Source organism: Nitrosomonas sp. ANs5 (assembly GCF_050584665.1).
GTDB lineage: Bacteria > Pseudomonadota > Gammaproteobacteria > Burkholderiales > Nitrosomonadaceae > Nitrosomonas.
The window spans coordinates 26,363-44,018 of the sequence record NZ_JBEUDO010000025.1 but is presented as its reverse complement, the minus strand read 5'-3'; the positions used below and the strand labels follow the sequence as shown (position 1 = coordinate 44,018).

Genomic DNA, 17,656 nt, shown 5'->3' with positions numbered 1-17,656 from the left:
GCCTTGGCTGGCAGGCCGGCGCGTGGTGTGACCAGGATGCGTCCTCTAGCCCATTCTTCATTGCTGCTTTGTTTGGCACGGGCATTGGTGGGAAGCTTTTCCTCGGCAAAATTATTTTGAGCGCGTTCGCTTGCGCTTGCGTGCGCAGGCGGTGCTGCATGGGAAAGGGTGAGTGTTGCTGCAAGGCTTGTCAGACCGGCCAGGGCGGCCATGCCGATAAACCGGCGTATTCCCAGCGTGTTTCCTGGATGGGTTGATGGTGTGCGTGTGTGGGTGAATGGATTAACGTTTTTATTATGGGTCATACCCCGAATTCCCTTATGAAGTAAAAAAGCCATGCGGATATAGCATGGCAGGTCTTTGTTAATTTTTAATGAAACTGATAAATTTTTAAGCAATAATCGTGCCAATTATTCATGTTATTGATTCAGCAGAACATTAACCATCTTGTGTCGTGCTTGAATCAATTCATGATGTCTCTAAATAGAGACGTAATTATAGTAATAGTAATTAAGTGTTTGTATTTAAATATTTAAATGTGTCGTTTTGAGGAGACGTTAATGCTGTTGATCAATTGCCGCATAGTTTGAGATGGGATCGGAGTCGGCAATACGCACTGACTCGCTTGCCGTAACCACAAAAATAGTGTGGAATAGGTTCTATGGATAATGAAGAAAAATACAACATTGAAGTGAAAGTACGCACGGTTTACTTGCCGGATCAATCCGATCCGGGTGCTGAGCGGCATGTTTTTGCGTATACGATTACGATCAACAATACCGGCAGTGTCGCTTCCCGGCTCGTCAGCCGCCATTGGATCATTACCAGCGGTGATGGCAGTGTTCATGAAGTGCGGGGGCTGGGGGTGGTGGGGGAGCAGCCTATTCTGAAGCCGGGAGAGAGTTTTGAATACACCAGTGGCACGGCGATTTCCTCACCGGCGGGTTCCATGAAAGGCAGTTATCAGATGGTGGCCGAGGATGGCTTTCATTATTCGGTGGAGATTCCTGAATTCATATTGAGTGTGCCCAGAGTGCTGCATTGACTAGCAGATTCAAATATCAAACCGAGTATTTTTCTTGAGTATATCGATTTATGACCTTCGGCACGCTTTATCTGATTCCGGCGCCACTAGGCGAGGGCGATCTTGCCTGGATGCTGCCGGTGGGCGTGCAGCAACGCCTGGCTTCACTTGATCGTTTCATCGTTGAACATCCAAAAACCGCGAGGCATTTTCTGAAGCAGATTGATGGCCTGCAGCCATTGCAGGCCATCGAGTTGGAAGTGCTGAACGAGCATACGCGCGCCGCCGAGCTGGAGGCACTGCTGGCGCCGTTGCTTGCCGGGAACGATGTGGGCTTGTTGTCGGAGGCGGGCTGCCCCGGTGTGGCCGATCCTGGCGGCGGTTTGGTGAGATTGGCGCACCAGCGGCATATCCGTGTCGTCCCACTGGTGGGCCCCTCCTCGATTTTGCTGGCGTTGATGGCATCTGGCCTGAATGGGCAGCGCTTTTGTTTTCATGGCTATCTGCCGGTGGAGCAGGCGGCGCGTAACCAAAAAATTGTGCAGCTGGAAAAGGCATCGATCATGGCGGATGAAACCCAGATCTTTATCGAGACACCCTATCGGAACAAGCGTTTGCTCGAGGCGTTAATACAACAGTGCCATTCGGGTACGGATCTGTGCGTGGCCTGCCATTTGACGCTTGCAGATGAATACGTCGTCACGCGCACCATAGGCGAATGGCGGCAGGATTTGCCGGACCTGAACAAGAAGCCGGCCGTGTTTTTGCTGCATGGATGAGCAAGCAGTGAGGCGGACGGTGTCTGCAATCCAATGAGGCAGGGTGCATTCCATGCACCAAGCAGGTATTGAACGTGTGGTAGAGGCTGGATTTGTCGGGATGGTCGTTGATGGTATTTGCCGGTATGCAGGCGCATCCTGCGGTGGTTGCAGTCCAATGGAGTAGGGTGCGCAGGCGCACCGAATGCTGAGGAAATGCGCGATGAAGAGCTCATTATGCGTGAGAGGGTTGGCGGGATCCGGACACAAGCTGGTCGCTGCTGCTTTTTGGATGGTTGCCGTGCCTGGCTTGAGTTTTGGGCAATCTGAGGTGGATCGATTGACGGTGCGTTCGGGGGCGGTCTGGGTGAGCGGCGGCTGGCATGCTCATCATTATCCTTATCCTTCGCCTATTCTGGCTTATCCGGGCGTGCAATGGATGTATCCTTGTTTTCCCTTCGTTGATTGTCTGGTTTGGCAACAACATCATGGGTTGGACCGGCGCTGGCGGGAATTGCGCAAACAGCAACCTATCCCGGGGCAAGACGTATCACCCAGCTTTGCTGAAGAGTCGATGGAAGCTTGGCGCGCGGGCCTGCGACCGGCGCTGGAACCATTCCGGACCGATGAGCGTTATATTTTGCCCGAATTCCGCGGGCACAGCCTGGTTCGGCCAGAATATGAAGGGGTGGGCAGTGTGCGCCCCGAGTTCCCCGAGAATTAAACCTGAAAGGCTTGCCTTGCTGCATGAATGGGTGACTAGTACTACGTTCCTCCAAAACGCTTACATGAAATCGCGCCTTCGCCTGTCATGCGTTGTTGCAAATCCTCGCCATAGCTACGGCTATGGCTATGGCTATGACTGCGGTTTGCGCCTAGCCTGGCAGGCGAATCCATCGATTTCATTTGTAAGCTAATTGACGGAACGGAGTACTAGAGCCAATTCTTCCCTTTAAGAATATCCAGCATCAAGGCCAAGTTGATGTTGGGCTGGATCGCCGCGCCACTTTCGCGGCTCGCGAAACGGTAGGGTGCGCTCGCGCACCGTCAAACATCGGTCATTGCCAGCAAGTTGTCACATATGTAAAAAACGGTGCGCGAGCGCACCCTACCAAGCAGCCAGTTCCAACTCATGCCCGGATTCAACCTGACCTCTATTCGTGTGCATGGGTGTTCATTCGTGGTTGCTGTGGCAAGTCAGCGCAGAATGGCCACCTTCCCAACCCAACCACCGTCTTGGCGAGGCCCGCAGGGCCGTGGCCATCCAGACGCTTTTGGCGGCGAGGCATCGCCGCAATGGTTATGACATTGAAGAGCTGGGTCTGCAATAAAAATTTCCAAACAGCCTCCTAGGTAACTGCCAGCCGGTACGCCGATTCCATTCTGGATCGAGTGATTAACAGGATAAATCTTCGTTTGTTCCCTGCATCGATTTCCGGCAGTGTCTTCGATAATTCAGCCTTATCGAGAGGAGCCCGATATGGCAGAAGACAGCGATCTTGAACGTACCGAGCCCGCCTCTCCCAGGCGCCTGGAAAAGGCGCGGGAAGAGGGGCAGGTTGCGCGTTCGCAGGAGCTCACCACGTTTGCAGTTCTGATCGCGACGGCCGGAAGCTTGTGGTTTATCGGCTCGATTATCATGCACAAGCTGGCGGGCATCCTGGAAAGCGGCCTGTCGATGGAGCGGGCGTTTGCATATGATCCGGCGTTGCTTTTGCCGAGATTGTTCCAGCTGGCAGTCGATGGTTTGCTGGCCATCGCGCCGTTGCTGGCCTGGCTGGTCATTGTGGCTTTCTTTGCTCCGATGTTGCTCAGTGGATGGTTGTTCAGTTCCAAGGCGTTGATGCCGGATTTCAAGCGTATCAACCCGGTCAAGGGACTGCAGCGCATTTTTTCCGCGCGTGGTTTGATCGAGCTGGTTAAGGCAATCACTAAGACATTGGTCGTGGGCGGGGTGGCGGCCGGGGTGATGTGGTTTTACAAACAGCAGGTGCTTGATCTCATCAGTCTGCCGCTGATTGCGGGATTGACCGGCATGGGCAGGTTGATGGTGCTGGCCTTTATTCTGATCGTGGGTGCGATGGTGCTGATCGTGCTCATCGATGTGCCGTTCCAGCTCTGGAATCATGCGCGCCAGCTGCGGATGTCCAAGGAGGAGTTGCGCAAGGAATCCAAGGAAGAAGATGGCGATCCGCAAGTCAAAGCGCGTATTCGCAGTCTGCAGCGTGAGGCTGCCCGCCGCCGCATGATGGCAGAGGTGCCCAAGGCGGATGTCATCATTACCAATCCGACTCACTATGCCGTGGCGCTGAGATATCAGGACCGATCCATGCGGGCGCCCAAGGTGGTGGCGAAAGGTGTGCATTTGGTCGCGACACGCATCCGTGAACTGGCCGAAGCGCACCATGTGCCGGTGCTGGAAGTGCCGCCACTGGCACGCGCCTTGTATCACCACGTGGCGCTGGAGGCGGAAATTCCTGAGGCACTGTATACCGCTGTCGCGCATGTCCTAGCCTATGTTTTTCAATTGCGCAGGTATCAGACTTATGGCGGGGAGGCACCGCAATTATCGCCGGAGATAGCGATTCCTGACGCGCTGGATCACGTGAGTGTCACCCACTGATATGACAAGTGTGAACCGATCAATTCAATATGAATAATATTTTGTCATTGACTGCCTGGCTACAGGGCAACCATTTGCGCAGTTTCGCGGGACCGATACTGATCATGCTGATTCTGGCAATGATGGTTCTGCCCTTGCCGCCTTTTGTGCTGGACGTGTTGTTTACATTCAATATCGCGCTGGCGGTCATCGTGTTGCTGGTCGGCCTTTATACCCGGCATGCGCTGGAATTCGCTGTTTTTCCCACAGTTCTGCTGATTACCACTTTGTTGCGGCTTTCCTTGAATGTGGCTTCAACCCGGGTGGTGCTGTTGAATGGCCATACCGGTCCGGATGCGGCTGGCAAAGTGATCGAGGCATTCGGCCATTTCCTGGTGGGGGGCAATTATGCCGTGGGTTTGGTCGTGTTCATTATCCTGGTGGTGATTAATTTTGTTGTGATAACCAAGGGTGCGGGGCGTATCGCAGAAGTGAGCGCGCGCTTTACCCTGGATGCGATGCCCGGCAAGCAAATGGCGATCGATGCCGATCTCAATGCCGGCCTGATTGGGGAGGGCGACGCACGCCAGCGGCGTGAGCGCATTTCACAGGAAGCGGATTTCTATGGCTCCATGGATGGGGCCAGTAAATTTGTACGGGGCGACGCCATTGCGGGCATTCTGATCATGCTGATTACCATCATCGGGGGTCTGGTGGTGGGCGTATTGCAGCATGATCTCGATCTTGCCGCCGCAGCCCGTAATTATACCTTACTGACAATTGGTGATGGATTGGTGGGGCAGATCCCGGCGTTGATCATTTCGACAGCAGCCGGGCTGGTGGTCAGTCGGGTCAGTACCGATGAGGATCTGGGGCAGCAGATGGTCAGCCAGTTGTTCAACCGGCCGCAGGTCTTATGGCTGACTGCGGGCATTCTCGGCCTGCTGGGCCTGGTGCCGGGGATGCCTAATTTTGTCTTTCTGCTGTTATCGGCGCTGATCGGGGCGGTGGCCTATTACATGTCCCGGCGTCCTGTGCCGGCGGAATCAAAGCCCAGTGAGCCGCCAGTGATGGCACCCGAAACGCAGGATGCCAGCTGGGAAGACGTGACACAAGTCGATACGCTCGGTTTGGAAGTGGGTTACCGGTTGATTCCGCTGGTCGACAAGCTGCAGCAGGGTGACTTGCTGAGACGGATCAACGGTATCCGCAAGAAGTTTGCCCAGGAAATCGGATTTCTTCCACCGGTCGTACATATCCGGGACAACCTGGAGCTGCGCCCCAATGCCTATCGTATCACCATGAAAGGATCGGTAATCGGCCAGGGGGAGTCCTATAACGGCATGTATCTGGCAATCAATCCCGGTCAGGTCACCATGGCCCTGCCCGGCAACAGCACCCAGGATCCGGCATTTGGCCTGCCGGCTGTCTGGATCGAGACTGGTCAGCGCGAGCTGGCGCAGACCAGTGGCTATACGGTGGTCGACGCCAGCACGGTCGTAACGACTCATTTGAATCATCTGATGCGCGGTCATGCCTCCGAATTGCTCAACCGGGATGCATTGCAGCAGTTGCTCGATCATCTTGCGCGGAGCATGCCCAAGCTGACCGAAGACCTGATTCCCAAGCTGTTGCCTTTGGCGACGGTGCAGAAAGTGTTGCAGCATTTGCTGGAAGAGGGGGTGCATATCCGCGATATGCGCACCATTGTCGATACGTTGACCGAATATGCCGCGCGTACCCAGGACGTCATGGAACTGGTCGCGCTGGTCCGGGTGGCGCTAGGGCGGGCCATTGTCGAGCAATACTATCCGTCGGGCACGGAACTGCAAGTGATGAGCCTGCACCCGGAGTTGGAAGCTGTTTTGACGCAGGTGGTGCAATCAGCGCCCATGGCGGAGGGGGGCATAGAGCCGGGGCTGGCCGAAACACTGACTCGTGAAGCGGGTAACGCGGTCAGGCGCATGGAGCATCTCGGGTTGCCCACCGTGCTGGTGGTGTCCGATGCGATCCGGCTGTTGCTGGCACGTTTCCTGCGGCGTGCATTGCCGCAGCTGCGCGTGCTCGCTTATTCCGAAATTCCGGATTCCAGAAAAATTAAATTCGTTTCCATTGTTGGAGGAAGTAGAACATGAGAGTGAGAAGATTTCTGGCCGCAACTTCGCGCGAGGCATTGCGCAAAGTCAAAGAAGAGCTGGGTGCTGATGCGGTGATTCTGTCAAACAAGCAAGTGGAAGGTGGGATAGAAATCATGGCCCTGGCCAGTGATGATATTTCCTCGCTTGCCAATGATACGCAAGCAGCGGCCCCTGCATCTTCCGCGGACAGGAAAGCGAAAGCGCCCGCTTTGTCCGAGACCACCTTGGCAGCCAAGGCGGCGCCCTCTTCGTCCAATGGGGAAGCGGCTGGGGCGCCCCGGTCAGAAGATGCGCTGAGTATGAATATCATTCAGGAGATTCAGGCCATGCGGCAAATGCTGGAGGATCAGCTGGCCACCGTGACATGGGATAATTTTTCGCGGAAAAATCCTGATGGTGTCAGGGTGCTGCGTACCTTGTTGAATGCCGGTTTCAGTCCGCTGCTTGCGCGCCATTTGCTGGAAAAATTACCGGTCGGTCACGATTTCGAACAAAGTCTGAAAAAAACCATCACCCTGTTGGCACTTAATTTGCGCACGGCGGTCAGCGACGAAATCATCGAACATGGGGGTGTGTATGCATTAATCGGTCCGACCGGTGTCGGGAAAACCACTACCACCGCAAAATTGGCGGCGCGTTGCGTGATCCGGCACGGCGCAGACAAAGTCGCTTTGCTGACGACTGACAGCTATCGTATTGGCGGCCACGAGCAATTGCGTATTTATGGCAAATTGCTCGGCGTGCCGGTGCGCAGCATCAAGGATGTCGATGATTTACAGTTGATTCTGCATGAGCTGCGGGGCAAGCATATGGTCTTGATCGATACGGTCGGCATGAGCCAGCGGGATCAGATGTTGGCGGAACAGATCGCCATGCTGAGCCAATGCGGGACCGAGGTCCGGCATTTGCTGCTTCTTAATGCTACCAGTAATGGCAACACGCTGGATGAAGTGATTTCCGCCTATCAGCATCACGGTATCTATGGTTGCATCATCACCAAAATCGACGAGGCGACCAGCCTGGGCATTGCGCTCGATGCGGCCATTCGGCGCAAACTGGTGCTGCACTATGTCACCAATGGGCAGAAAGTGCCAGAGGACTTGCACGCGGCCAATTCCCGCTATTTGTTGCATCGGATTTTCAGATCCATTTCTAGGCATTCTCCTTTTGCTTTACAGGATTCGGAGTTTGCCATTGTGATGGCGAGCAGTTTCCTCAATCAAGCAGAGGGTGCACAGCAGGTCTGTGCCGAGGCGGGGCATGACTAACCCTATGAGGGACCAGGCTTCCGGCTTGCGTGCGCTGAGCGCGCTGGATATCGAGCAAGGGGTGCGTGTGTATACAGTGGCCGGTGGCCGGACCGGCGTGGGTAAAACCAGCACAGTGATTAATCTGGCCATGGCGCTGGCGCAGATCGGCCGGCATGTGCTGATTCTGGATGAGAATCCGCGGCATAACGATGTGAGTGCCAATCTTGGTCTGGAGGGGCATTTTGATTTGCTGCATGCGATCAATCGGGAGAGGCCCCTTGAGGAGGTGCTGACGCAGGGTCCGCGGGGTGTGCTGATTCTGAAAGCGGTGCGTGGCATGGATTCCTTGGCAAAGCTTGCGCCAGTCGATCAGGAGTGGTTGATCAAAAGCTTTGGTGAATTGACCCTGTCGGTCGATGTCGTGCTGATCGATACCGCCATCAGGACAGCCAGTCATGTTGTGCCGCTGAGTCTGGCTTCTCAGCAGGTACTGATCGTGCTTTCGGGGACCGGTAAGTCCATTACCGATGCCTATGCACTGATCAAACTCATGAGCAAGGAGTATGCGCGGCGGGATTTCCTGGTGCTGGTCAACAAAGTGGAATCTGAAAGCATGGGGCGCGATATTTTTGAAAATATTGCCGCTGTCGCGCGCAAGCATCTGGCCGTCAGACTGGAGTGGATGGGATGTATACCATTCGATGACAAGCTCTATCGTTCCACCCAGCTTTGTCAGTCGGTGGTAGAAGCCTTTCCAGCTTCCCGGTCTGCTGCGGATTTTCGGCAGCTGGCCGAAAAAATGATTCGTTACCCTTGTCCTGGAACAGACGGTGGTGGAATGGAAAATTTCATGCATCGCCTGATTCGTACGAGCCATCTCAATAATATGGCGGATTTTACGGTTTGAGCGAGCCTATGTATACCGAAACCGGCACGATTGATAAAGAGCAGTTCATTATCGAATATACGCCATTGGTCAAGCGGATCGCCTATCATATGATGGCCAAGTTGCCGGCGAGCGTTCAGGTGGATGATCTGATTCAGGCGGGTATGATCGGGCTGATGGATGCAATCGGCCGCTATGAGGGCTCTTATGGCCGTCAGTTTGAAAGCTACGCGGCTCAGCGTATTCGTGGTTCGATTTTGGATGAACTGCGGGACGCGGACTGGCTGCCGCGCAGTTTGCGCAAAAAGATGCGTCAGATCGAAGCGGCCGTCCGTTCCTTGGAACAGCGCCTGGATCATCCTCCCAGCGAGCAGGAGCTGGCCGACGAATTGAATATGTCTCTGGAGGAATATCAGGGCGCTCTGCAGGATGCGCGTGGCGGGCAGCTGATCTATTACGAGGATTTCCAGGAAGATGAGGAAGATCATTTTCTCGATCGTCTGTGCGGTAACAGGGAAAACGAGCCGCTCGATCATCTGCTGGAAAAAAATCTACGTGAATTGCTGATCGAGGCGATCGAGCATTTGCCTCCCCGGGAAAAAATGGTCATGGGTATGCATTACGAGCAGGAAATGAATTTGCGCGAAATTGGTGAAGTGCTGGGTGTCAGTGAATCGCGTGTCTGCCAGCTCAATGCTCAGGCAATTGCCCGGTTGCGCGCGCGTTTAAGAGACAAGTGAATGGACTGGGCATTGTCCCGCTTGGCGGATGGAATGAGTTGTCGAAATAGCGTGCTTCCTGTGATCTGCTCCGGCACAAGCCGGTGAGGAGGCGCGTTCGATGCTGGCTTCTGGCAATGGAATGGATCCAGCGTTACCGAAGTTTGGGGAAATTGATCGTTTTTGATGCAAAAATTTTGAATTACTTGATAGAATGTGCAGGGTCCATGCTAACCAGGGAATGGCGAGGGTTAAGGTATTTGCCGGCCACTCATCTGTGTTAATGTTTTCCTTTCGGAAAGCTTGGTTTAAAAACAAGCCGCGGGATTTTGCCTGAAAGAATTGTCAGGCGATGGATTTGGTTTTGAAACTATTAAAGAGGAACGCAAATGAACAAAGTAATCGTTGCAGCTTTTGTTTCGATTTTTGTATTGGGTTCGACTGCAACATTTGCAAGTGGTAACCTGACTTCTTCCTTGGCGCCAATCGCGGCTAAGGATCTCCTGAACTATATGTCCTGCAAAGATAAGAAACCGACTGATGTCGTTAAAAGCCGGACTGATGTTGAGGATGGAAAAATTGTAAGAGTGAAATGTGCGGATGCCGTGGCTATCGTCAAGAAAGCACGTGAAGCTTCGGGCGATGCCTGGCAAGGCGGCTATTAATTAGCTTGCTTTTTCCAAAAAAAGGGCCTGTTCTCAGGCCCTTTTTTTTCGGCTTATTTTTTGTGTTTCATATTTCTGAAGCATTTTCGGCCGAGCAAATAAAGTTGTATAGAGACTCATTTTGTATTGTTTGGTCAAACGCATCGGTTTTGGTTACCCAGTATTCTCCTGAAGATTTCAGTCAACGCAGTAAACGTTGCAATAAACGGCTGGCTGGCTTTGCGCTGTGATGAAACGATGGTTTGTGCGCGTTCTGCTTGCATTATTTGTCGGCATTTTGGGTGCGGCCACCTATTTGATGCCACAAGGGGTGGGGCTCGAAGAACAGTTTGGCCTGCATTGGCTGTTTCATGCCCGCGGCAATCAACCGGCACCAGCTGAGGTAGTCGTGGTCTCGCTCGACCAGGCCGCTGCTTCCCATTTGGATTTACCGCTCCGACCCAGCTTATGGCCACGCACATTGCATGCGCGTCTGGTTGAGCAGCTGTCTCGGGCTAGCGCGGCCGTGATAGCGTTTGATCTGGCGTTCGATCGGCCCAGCCAGATGGCCGAGCAGGATGTGCAGTTTGCCGCAGCGATTGCGCATGCGCGCAATGTTGTGCTGGTAGAAAAACTGGATTTTGATGAGATTGTGCTTGCGGATGAGAAGGCCGGTCAGCCTGCCGTCACGATCCTGCAGGAATGGGCCGGGGAAATTGTGCCCGTTCTGGCGCATGCGGCACGTGCCCAGGCATCTTTTCCTTTGCCGAAGTCGGCCTGGGTCAATCAGAGTTGGACATTCAGGCCCAGTGCGGGGGATATGCCGACTTTTCCTGCTGTCGTCCTGCAATTGTTTGCCTTGCCGGCCTATGGCAGTCTCCTGCACCTGTTGGCCGGGGTGAACCCTGCGCTGGCCCGGCGGCTGCCCCCAGATGCACAGGCAGTTGAGATTGAAGAGCTGATTCTCGATTTGCGAAGTGCATTTTTACATGATCCGATGCTGGGGCCGTTCATACTGGATAAAGCAGCGCGGCATCCGGGCCTGAACGCGGCGCATCGGCGGATGATACATGCGCTGGTGAATCTCTATGCCGGCAGTGAGATACGCTACTTGAATTTTTACGGTCCCCCCCGAACGATCAAGACGATTCCATACCATCAGCTGGTTGAGCGTGATCATGACAATCAGTTCGCCATTTCTGAGGCATTCGATTTTTCAGGAAAAATCGTGCTGGTTGGGTTTTCGGCCGCAACGGCCGCTGAACAGGACAAAATCCGGGATGATTACCATACCGTCTTTTCCCGCGCGGACGGGTTGACGCTGAGCGGCGTGGAGATTGCCGCGACGGCCGTTGCGAATTTGTTGGAAGACAAGGCGCTGCTGCCGTTGCCGCCGCTCAGTGGCGCACTAATCCTGTGCTTGTATGGATCGGTGGTCTGTCTGCTTGGCTTCCTGGTGCCGGTCGAGAACGCGCGCGCCGTATTGGCTATGGTCATGCTGGGTGGCATATGGACTGCCATATACGTCTGCTCGGCAATCGCGCTATTCAGCGCCAAACATGTCTGGCTGCCTTTGGCCATTCCCATGCTGATACAGTTGCCCATGGGCATGATTGGCGTGAGTGCATTACGGTATTTCGAGGCCAATCGGGAGCGGAAGCGAATCGAGGCGCTTTTTGGCCGGTACCGGCCATGGCAGGTGGTGCAGGATGTGGTGAATGGCGCGGGGCCGATTCATGCGGAAAGTCAATTGGTGTACGGGGTCTGTTTGGCCACCGACGCGGAAAAATATACCACGTTGGCGGAGACGATGGATCCGCGGCAGCTTGCATTGCTGATGCATGACTACTATGCCAGTCTGTTCGAGCCGGTGGAGCGTTTGGGGGGCAAGGTTTCCGATGTGATCGGCGATGCCATGCTGGCAATCTGGGCTGCGGCCGTTCCCGATCAGGCGTTGCGTAAACAGGCTTGCCTGGCTTGTCTGGATATTGTGGCTGCGATAGACCATTTTAACCAGAGCGCGCATCATCCGCCGTTGCCTACCCGGCTCGGGCTGCATTTTGGCGAGATGGTATTGGGTAATGTCGGCGCGCGCCAGCATTACGAATACCGTGCCGTGGGCGATATTGTGAATACCGCTAACCGCATTCAGGGCGTCAACAAATTCCTCGGCACACGTTTGCTGGTTTCCGAGGAGGTTGTGGTGGGGCTGAATGATTTTCTGTTGCGTCCCCTCGGCCGGTTTGTACTCCCGGGGAAATCGCAAGCCATCAATCTGCTGGAGCTGGTTGCCTGCCGGGAAGCAAGCCACGAAGCCCAGCAACGGTTATGCGAAATGTTTCGGCAAGCATTGCTTGCCTATGCATCCGGCGATCTGAATGCGGCATGCCGTCAATTTCAGATGATCCGAAATGATTTTCCGGAAGACGGGCCAACCCAATTTTATCTCAAGCATTGTCAGGCCTCTCTGCAGCTGCCGTCTTCTCAACCCTGGCAGCCCGTCATCCGTATGCAATTGAAATAATCCTGAACCGCCTGGTTGGGGGGGCGCTGTTATAGCGTTCAACTGAGCCATTCGGGAGAGATTGAGTTGTGCGAAAGATCACAGAAATTTTATTTGCCTTGTATAGACTGGTCATCAACTGATATGCAATTAGGATATTCCGGTGTGCGCTTGGTAATTGGCATCAATTATTTCGCTGTAATGTGGCTGGTTGAAGGGCTGATGGCAATCAGGGGGTATGGGCTTGGCCTGTCCCGCTGTTTTGCCAGACAGTGGCGCCCTGGACTCTGGCTCTGTTTGGGTCTGTATGCCATGCCGGGACAGGCTGCGGCATCTGCGGAGGTGTGTGCCAGGGTGGTTGCGCATGTGGTGTCTGTACAAGGGCGGGTCGAATTTCACCGGGCGGGTCAGACAGGCTGGCATCCGGCGCGATTAAATACGCCCCTGTGCGTAGGCGACAGAGTGCGTGTCCGTTCGCGCAGTCGCGCAGCGCTCAGGCTCAGTAATGAAACCATGCTGCGGCTGGATCAGAAAACGGCGATTACCCTTGTGGATCCGGAAACAGGCCCTTCCACCTTGCTCGAGCTGATGAATGGCGCTATGCATGTCATCACACGAACGCCCAAACCTTTCAAGATCAGGACGCCAGTAGTCAATGCAAGTGTTGAGGGTACGGAATTCTTTATCAGCACCCAACAGCCACAGGCCTCCGTTGTGGTGTTTGAAGGCAAGGTCAGCGTGGTCAATGCGCAAGGCCGCCTCGTGCTGACAAATGGTGAGGCGGCTGTCATTCATCGGACCCAGTCACCCCGCAGAGAAATTCTGCTGGAGCCGCTCGATGCAGTGCAGTGGGCGTTGCACTATCCAGCGGTGATCGATTACCGGCTGGATGCTGAAAGCGAGGCCCGTTTGCCAGAGGTGGTGCGCAACGCTTTAGCGTATTATCGACAAGGAAAATTGACCGAGGCTTTGTCAGAGCTGGATCGATTGGCGGTTGATGCGCACACAATCGAGTCCCTATTGCACCGGGCGGGACTGTTGCTGGTGGTAGGGCGCGCCGAGGACGCGCAGCGGGATCTTGGGCGAGCGTTGCAGCTTGAACCCGATAATAGCGATGTGCTGGCGCTGCAGGCTGTGATTGCGGTGACGCAGAATGACAAGGCTGCAGCACTGCATTGGGCAAGCCAGGCCGTTGAACTGAATCCGGCCTCATCCATGGCGAGACTTGCGCTATCCTATGCGCAGCAGGCACATTTTCAAATCAAGGCCGCATTGGACAGTGTAGCCGCCGTGGTTCGGTTAGATCCCGGCCATGCGCTGGCGTGGGCCCGGCTGGCTGAGCTGCATATGTCAATGAATGAACTGGATCAGGCGCTTGTGGCGGCCCGGCGGGCCGTTGATCTCGATCCGGGGCTGGCGAAAACTCAGACGGTGCTGGGGTTTGCCCATTTGTTACGAATTGATACGGATCAGGCCAGTTTAATATTTGGTCAGGCAATCGCACTCGATCAGGCTGATCCCATGCCGCGGCTTGGACTGGGGCTGGCCCTGGTTCGCCAGGGCAAACTGGTGGCGGGGCGGAGGGCACTCGAAATCGCTGCCAGCCTGGATCCTGCCAATTCCTTGGTGCGCAGCTATCTCGGCAAGGTTTATTTTGAGGAAAAGCAATATGGGCTGGCCAGCACGCAATATGATTTAGCAAGAACGAGGGATCCGCAGGATCCGACTCCCTGGTTCTACGATGCGATCCAGAAGCAGACACAGAATCGGCCTATAGAAGCCTTGCGTGATATCCAGAAATCGATCGAGTTGAATGACAACCGGGCAGTCTACCGTTCCCGATTGTTGCTCGATCAGGACCAGGCAGGGCGTGGGGCAAGTCTGGCCCGGATATATGACAACCTTGGGTTGCAAAGACGTGCCCTGGTGGAGACCGCCAGCTCACTGAGTTCCGATCCTGCCAACTATGCCGCCCATCGTTTTCTTTCCGATGCCTATGTCAGCATGCCCCGGCATGAAATCGCGCGTGTCAGCGAATTGCTGCAGGCGCAGCTGTTGCAGCCCATCAATGTCAATCCAGTGCAGCCGCGTATGGCTGTGGCCGATCTCAATATCATTACCAATACCGGCCCCGCCGTAGCGGGTTTTAATGAATTTGTGCCGCTGATGGCGCGCAATCGTCCGCAGCTCGTTGCTTCGGGCCTTTATGGCAGTGATCGCACACTCGGCGATGAGGTGGTTTTCTCGGCCGTGTATGACCGGGCCTCAATCAGTCTGGGGCAATTCCACTTCAGCACCCGCGGTTTCCGCCGGAATGATCTCGACCCGGATCACCCCGATCCCGGTCGCAGCAGAAAAGATGGCACGCTCATCCAAAGTGGCAACAACCATGATGTAACCCATGATATTTACAATGCTTTTCTGCAATATGCATTGACCCCGAAATTCAATCTTCAGGCAGAGCTTGTCTCTCGCAGGACAGCGCATGGAGATTTTGCTGCAGAGAATTTTTATCACAGAGACTACAATCCCTATAACAGAAGGACGCTGCGGGAAGATTCCGTGCGTATTGGCGCCAGATATGCCTTGTCGCCGCGCCAGGATATCTTGCTGTCGGCCAAGTATGTTGACCGGATGGAAAATTTCACCGGCATGAAGTTTCCTGCTTCCGGAAAACAGATCGAGGCGCAACACATACTCAAGCAGGATTTCCTGCGTGCCGTCACGGGGGGGGCTGTCTACCGTTATCTGTTCGACAATCAGTCACCTTTTTTTGCTTTGCCCGATCGTTTACACCGCGAAAGCGCCTACAGCTATCTGTACGTCAATGCACTGGCTAGCCTCGATGTCACGCTTGGTTTGGGCTATGACTCGTTTACGGGTGCGGACAGCAAGAAGGCGGGCAAGGTCAATCCCAAGATGGGCTTGCAATGGTATGTCAACGATTATCTCCAGCTCAGGACTGCCTGGTTCGAAACGACCAAATCGCATTTGATCGGCCAGCAAACATTGGAACCGACCCAGATTGCGGGATTCAATCAATTCTTCGATGATCCGAATGCCACCAGAACCCGGCGTGCCGGTATTGGCCTCGATGCCCGCGCGGCGGACAATCTGTACGGTGGTGCCGAGGTGTCCGAACGCACATTGCAAATTCCTCTCGTGCAGTCTGAAGCGCTGCCGATAGCGTCGCAGGCGACGGAAAAGCAACGGGAGCGATGGTATCGTCTGTATCTCAACTGGTTGCTGGGCGCGTCCTGGTCGATAAAAGGTGCGTTGCAGTTCGAGCGGGCCGATCGTCGTGGATATCAGTATTATTTGCAACCGCGGCGTATCGATACTTTAAGCGCACCGGTCAGTATCGAATATTTTCATGCTTCAGGTTTCTTTACCAAATTTTCCACGACCTATATCAAACAGCAACAATGGCTGGCGGGTCTGCCGAGGGAAGAGCATGATGATCCCTGGAATGGTGCCGGGACATCGGATTTTATGTTGCTGGACGCGATCGCCGGCTTCCGGTTGCCTAACCGCAGAGGCTTGCTCAGCCTGGAAGTGAGGAATCTGCTGGATAAGACATTTTTTTATAGACAACCCTATTTTTTTACTTCCGAGCCCCATCCCAGGCTGTATTCGCCCACACGCACCATTTTCGGGAAATTAACTCTGAATTTTTAGACGGATAGCTCTGGTTGCTCGCGAGTGCGCATCGCCGGCAGATTGTGCTGGCTTGAGAGACGCATAGGTAAGGCCATTTAACTGCGGCTTTCAGAAAGATTTGTAACACTGCTGGGTGGCAATGTGAGTGCATGTCCAGTCAATCCGCTCTGCAGAGTAGGCGCCGGATCATATGCCGAATGAATGCTCAGTGCGGTTGATGCGAATGAAATAGTGCATATTTGACATAATTGGATACCAATAACGGCATAATTATGTTTCAATCCCCGTCTGGTGCATCGATCTTCAGATTCTGCGGGCGGTGCCGCTTTATCTTGTTTGTATAGACTGATTGCGATTATGACTTGTACTTATACCTATACGGTGAGAAATACGAATGGCCGATGCGAGCTTGTCGAAGAGAGAACAGATCCGGCTGGCAATAAAAGAACCACTATTTATAGTGGGGCTTTGAAAAAGATAGTATATGGACCGGGTGTTAAAACGGAATACTATGCAAAGAAAGCACCCGATGGAAAATGTTGCGTGTACCAACAGGATTTCAGGCAAGTACCAGGTGGGTGGGCAACTTCCGGGTCAGAAAAAGGACCGCTGTTTTGTGAGGGCGGTGCACCGGTGACATTTCAGGCGGACTGTAATATCTGGGGATAAAACGGCCAGTTGCCATCGGCATTTTGAGCCTGAGTGATTTGATTCTGCAACCCATGAGGCCGAATGATGGATGGATCTTTTGAGGGTTATGATTGGGCAGATGAAGCATGCCTGATGCTGTTTAAAAACATTGTTGAACTCCGGGATCTGCCGCCGGCTGATTTGCATGGCATAGCACGATCCCTACACCGGCATCATTATGCTGCTGGCGAGGAAATTGTGCGCTACCTGGACCACAGCAACAGCGTATTCTTTATTCTCCAGGGCTGTGTGCGTATTCATTATTATGGGTTGTCCGGTGATGAAGTGATTCTGTGTGATTTGCCCGCAGGGGAGATGTTCGGCGAGTTGACGGCAATCGATGGCCAGGTGCGATCAGCGACCGCTGCGGCCAAAACGGATGCTTTGCTGGCTTCGATGCCGGGCAAGGTTTTCATTCAATTGATCCATGTTAATCCGGTATTCTGTACAGCGATTCTGAGGCGCCTGACCGATCAGGTCAGACGCCTGACCGAACGCGTATTCGATTTCAGCACGCTTGCGGTGCGCAACCGGATTCATGCCGAGTTGCTGCGCCTAGCCAGGCAGAATATGGATACCCCGAATTCTGCTGTAATCAAGCCGGCGCCTACCCATGCCGAATTGGCCTGTTTTGTCAGCACCCATCGAGAAGCGGTGACGCGCGAGTTGAGCGAGCTGGCCAAGCATCGCTTGGTCGAGCGTACAGGCCACACGCTGCGTGTGCTGGATGTCGGGAGGTTAAAGCAGATGGTAGATGAAGTGCGCGGTGCGATTTGAGGTTG

14 protein-coding genes are annotated in these 17,656 nt (G+C 54.2%); 13 read left to right on the top strand and 1 reads right to left on the bottom strand.

Going from position 1 to position 17,656, the window contains the following annotated elements; genetic code table 11:
- Window positions 1-305, bottom strand: a 305-nt coding sequence (locus tag ABTW62_RS07950) for a hypothetical protein (protein ID WP_430904056.1), incomplete at its 3' end; no start/stop codon positions are given.
- A 356-nt stretch (window positions 306-661) separates the two neighbouring features.
- Between ABTW62_RS07950 and apaG the strand changes: the two genes are divergently transcribed.
- The 13 genes from apaG (at window position 662) to ABTW62_RS07885 (ending at window position 17,651) form a co-directional block, all read left to right on the top strand.
- The gene (gene apaG / locus ABTW62_RS07945; protein WP_430904055.1) at window positions 662-1,045 is read left to right on the top strand and encodes a Co2+/Mg2+ efflux protein ApaG; all 384 of its coding nucleotides are present in this window, start codon (window positions 662-664) and stop codon (window positions 1,043-1,045) included.
- Between the two features lie 50 nt (window positions 1,046-1,095).
- The gene (locus ABTW62_RS07940; RefSeq protein ID WP_430904054.1) at window positions 1,096-1,803 is read left to right on the top strand and encodes an SAM-dependent methyltransferase; all 708 of its coding nucleotides are present in this window, start codon (window positions 1,096-1,098) and stop codon (window positions 1,801-1,803) included.
- A gap of 202 nt (window positions 1,804-2,005) precedes the next feature.
- On the top strand, window positions 2,006-2,506 hold the full coding sequence (locus ABTW62_RS07935; RefSeq protein ID WP_430904053.1) for a hypothetical protein: 501 nt from the start codon (window positions 2,006-2,008) through the stop codon (window positions 2,504-2,506).
- A 442-nt stretch (window positions 2,507-2,948) separates the two neighbouring features.
- Window positions 2,949-3,113, top strand: coding sequence for a hypothetical protein (locus tag ABTW62_RS07930; protein ID WP_430904052.1), 165 nt, complete (start codon window positions 2,949-2,951; stop codon window positions 3,111-3,113).
- A 149-nt stretch (window positions 3,114-3,262) separates the two neighbouring features.
- The gene (gene flhB / locus ABTW62_RS07925) at window positions 3,263-4,405 is read left to right on the top strand and encodes a flagellar biosynthesis protein FlhB (protein ID WP_430904051.1); all 1,143 of its coding nucleotides are present in this window, start codon (window positions 3,263-3,265) and stop codon (window positions 4,403-4,405) included.
- Window positions 4,406-4,434: 29 nt separating this feature from the next.
- The gene (flhA, locus tag ABTW62_RS07920; RefSeq protein ID WP_430904050.1) at window positions 4,435-6,519 is read left to right on the top strand and encodes a flagellar biosynthesis protein FlhA; all 2,085 of its coding nucleotides are present in this window, start codon (window positions 4,435-4,437) and stop codon (window positions 6,517-6,519) included.
- A complete protein-coding gene (gene flhF, locus ABTW62_RS07915; RefSeq protein ID WP_430904049.1) occupies window positions 6,516-7,790 on the top strand; it encodes a flagellar biosynthesis protein FlhF in 1,275 nt (424 codons plus the stop codon). The genes flhA and flhF overlap by 4 nt, the downstream gene beginning before the upstream one ends.
- Window positions 7,783-8,679 carry a MinD/ParA family ATP-binding protein gene (locus tag ABTW62_RS07910; RefSeq protein WP_430904048.1) on the top strand — a complete coding sequence of 299 codons (897 nt, stop codon included), beginning with the start codon at window positions 7,783-7,785 and terminating at the stop codon, window positions 8,677-8,679. Before flhF ends, ABTW62_RS07910 begins: the two co-directional genes overlap by 8 nt.
- A gap of 8 nt (window positions 8,680-8,687) precedes the next feature.
- Window positions 8,688-9,398: an RNA polymerase sigma factor FliA gene (locus ABTW62_RS07905; RefSeq protein ID WP_430904047.1), complete on the top strand. Its 711-nt coding sequence runs from the start codon at window positions 8,688-8,690 to the stop codon at window positions 9,396-9,398.
- Between the two features lie 368 nt (window positions 9,399-9,766).
- On the top strand, window positions 9,767-10,042 hold the full coding sequence (locus tag ABTW62_RS07900) for a hydroxylamine oxidoreductase (RefSeq protein ID WP_430904046.1): 276 nt from the start codon (window positions 9,767-9,769) through the stop codon (window positions 10,040-10,042).
- 229 nt (window positions 10,043-10,271) lie between these two features.
- Window positions 10,272-12,545, top strand: a complete 2,274-nt coding sequence (locus tag ABTW62_RS07895) for a CHASE2 domain-containing protein (RefSeq protein WP_430904045.1) — start codon at window positions 10,272-10,274, stop codon at window positions 12,543-12,545.
- A 144-nt stretch (window positions 12,546-12,689) separates the two neighbouring features.
- Window positions 12,690-16,202 (top strand): FecR domain-containing protein, encoded by a 3,513-nt coding sequence (locus ABTW62_RS07890; RefSeq protein WP_430904044.1) that lies wholly within the window; start codon window positions 12,690-12,692, stop codon window positions 16,200-16,202.
- A gap of 714 nt (window positions 16,203-16,916) precedes the next feature.
- Window positions 16,917-17,651 (top strand): Crp/Fnr family transcriptional regulator, encoded by a 735-nt coding sequence (locus ABTW62_RS07885; RefSeq protein ID WP_430904043.1) that lies wholly within the window; start codon window positions 16,917-16,919, stop codon window positions 17,649-17,651.
- Window positions 17,652-17,656: the final 5 nt, after the last annotated feature.

What these genes read in the sequence shown, in the direction of transcription:
- ABTW62_RS07885 (WP_430904043.1), top strand. Translation starts at nt 16,917, where the DNA reads ATGATGGATGGATCTTTTGAGGGTTATGATTGGGCAGATGAAGCATGC.
- ABTW62_RS07900 (WP_430904046.1), top strand. Translation starts at nt 9,767, where the DNA reads ATGAACAAAGTAATCGTTGCAGCTTTTGTTTCGATTTTTGTATTGGGT.
- ABTW62_RS07910 (WP_430904048.1), top strand. Translation starts at nt 7,783, where the DNA reads ATGACTAACCCTATGAGGGACCAGGCTTCCGGCTTGCGTGCGCTGAGC.
- flhF (WP_430904049.1), top strand. Translation starts at nt 6,516, where the DNA reads ATGAGAGTGAGAAGATTTCTGGCCGCAACTTCGCGCGAGGCATTGCGC.
- ABTW62_RS07895 (WP_430904045.1), top strand. Translation starts at nt 10,272, where the DNA reads ATGAAACGATGGTTTGTGCGCGTTCTGCTTGCATTATTTGTCGGCATT.
- flhA (WP_430904050.1), top strand. Translation starts at nt 4,435, where the DNA reads ATGAATAATATTTTGTCATTGACTGCCTGGCTACAGGGCAACCATTTG.
- apaG (WP_430904055.1), top strand. Translation starts at nt 662, where the DNA reads ATGGATAATGAAGAAAAATACAACATTGAAGTGAAAGTACGCACGGTT.
- ABTW62_RS07940 (WP_430904054.1), top strand. Translation starts at nt 1,096, where the DNA reads ATGACCTTCGGCACGCTTTATCTGATTCCGGCGCCACTAGGCGAGGGC.
- ABTW62_RS07905 (WP_430904047.1), top strand. Translation starts at nt 8,688, where the DNA reads ATGTATACCGAAACCGGCACGATTGATAAAGAGCAGTTCATTATCGAA.
- flhB (WP_430904051.1), top strand. Translation starts at nt 3,263, where the DNA reads ATGGCAGAAGACAGCGATCTTGAACGTACCGAGCCCGCCTCTCCCAGG.
- ABTW62_RS07935 (WP_430904053.1), top strand. Translation starts at nt 2,006, where the DNA reads ATGAAGAGCTCATTATGCGTGAGAGGGTTGGCGGGATCCGGACACAAG.
- ABTW62_RS07930 (WP_430904052.1), top strand. Translation starts at nt 2,949, where the DNA reads ATGGGTGTTCATTCGTGGTTGCTGTGGCAAGTCAGCGCAGAATGGCCA.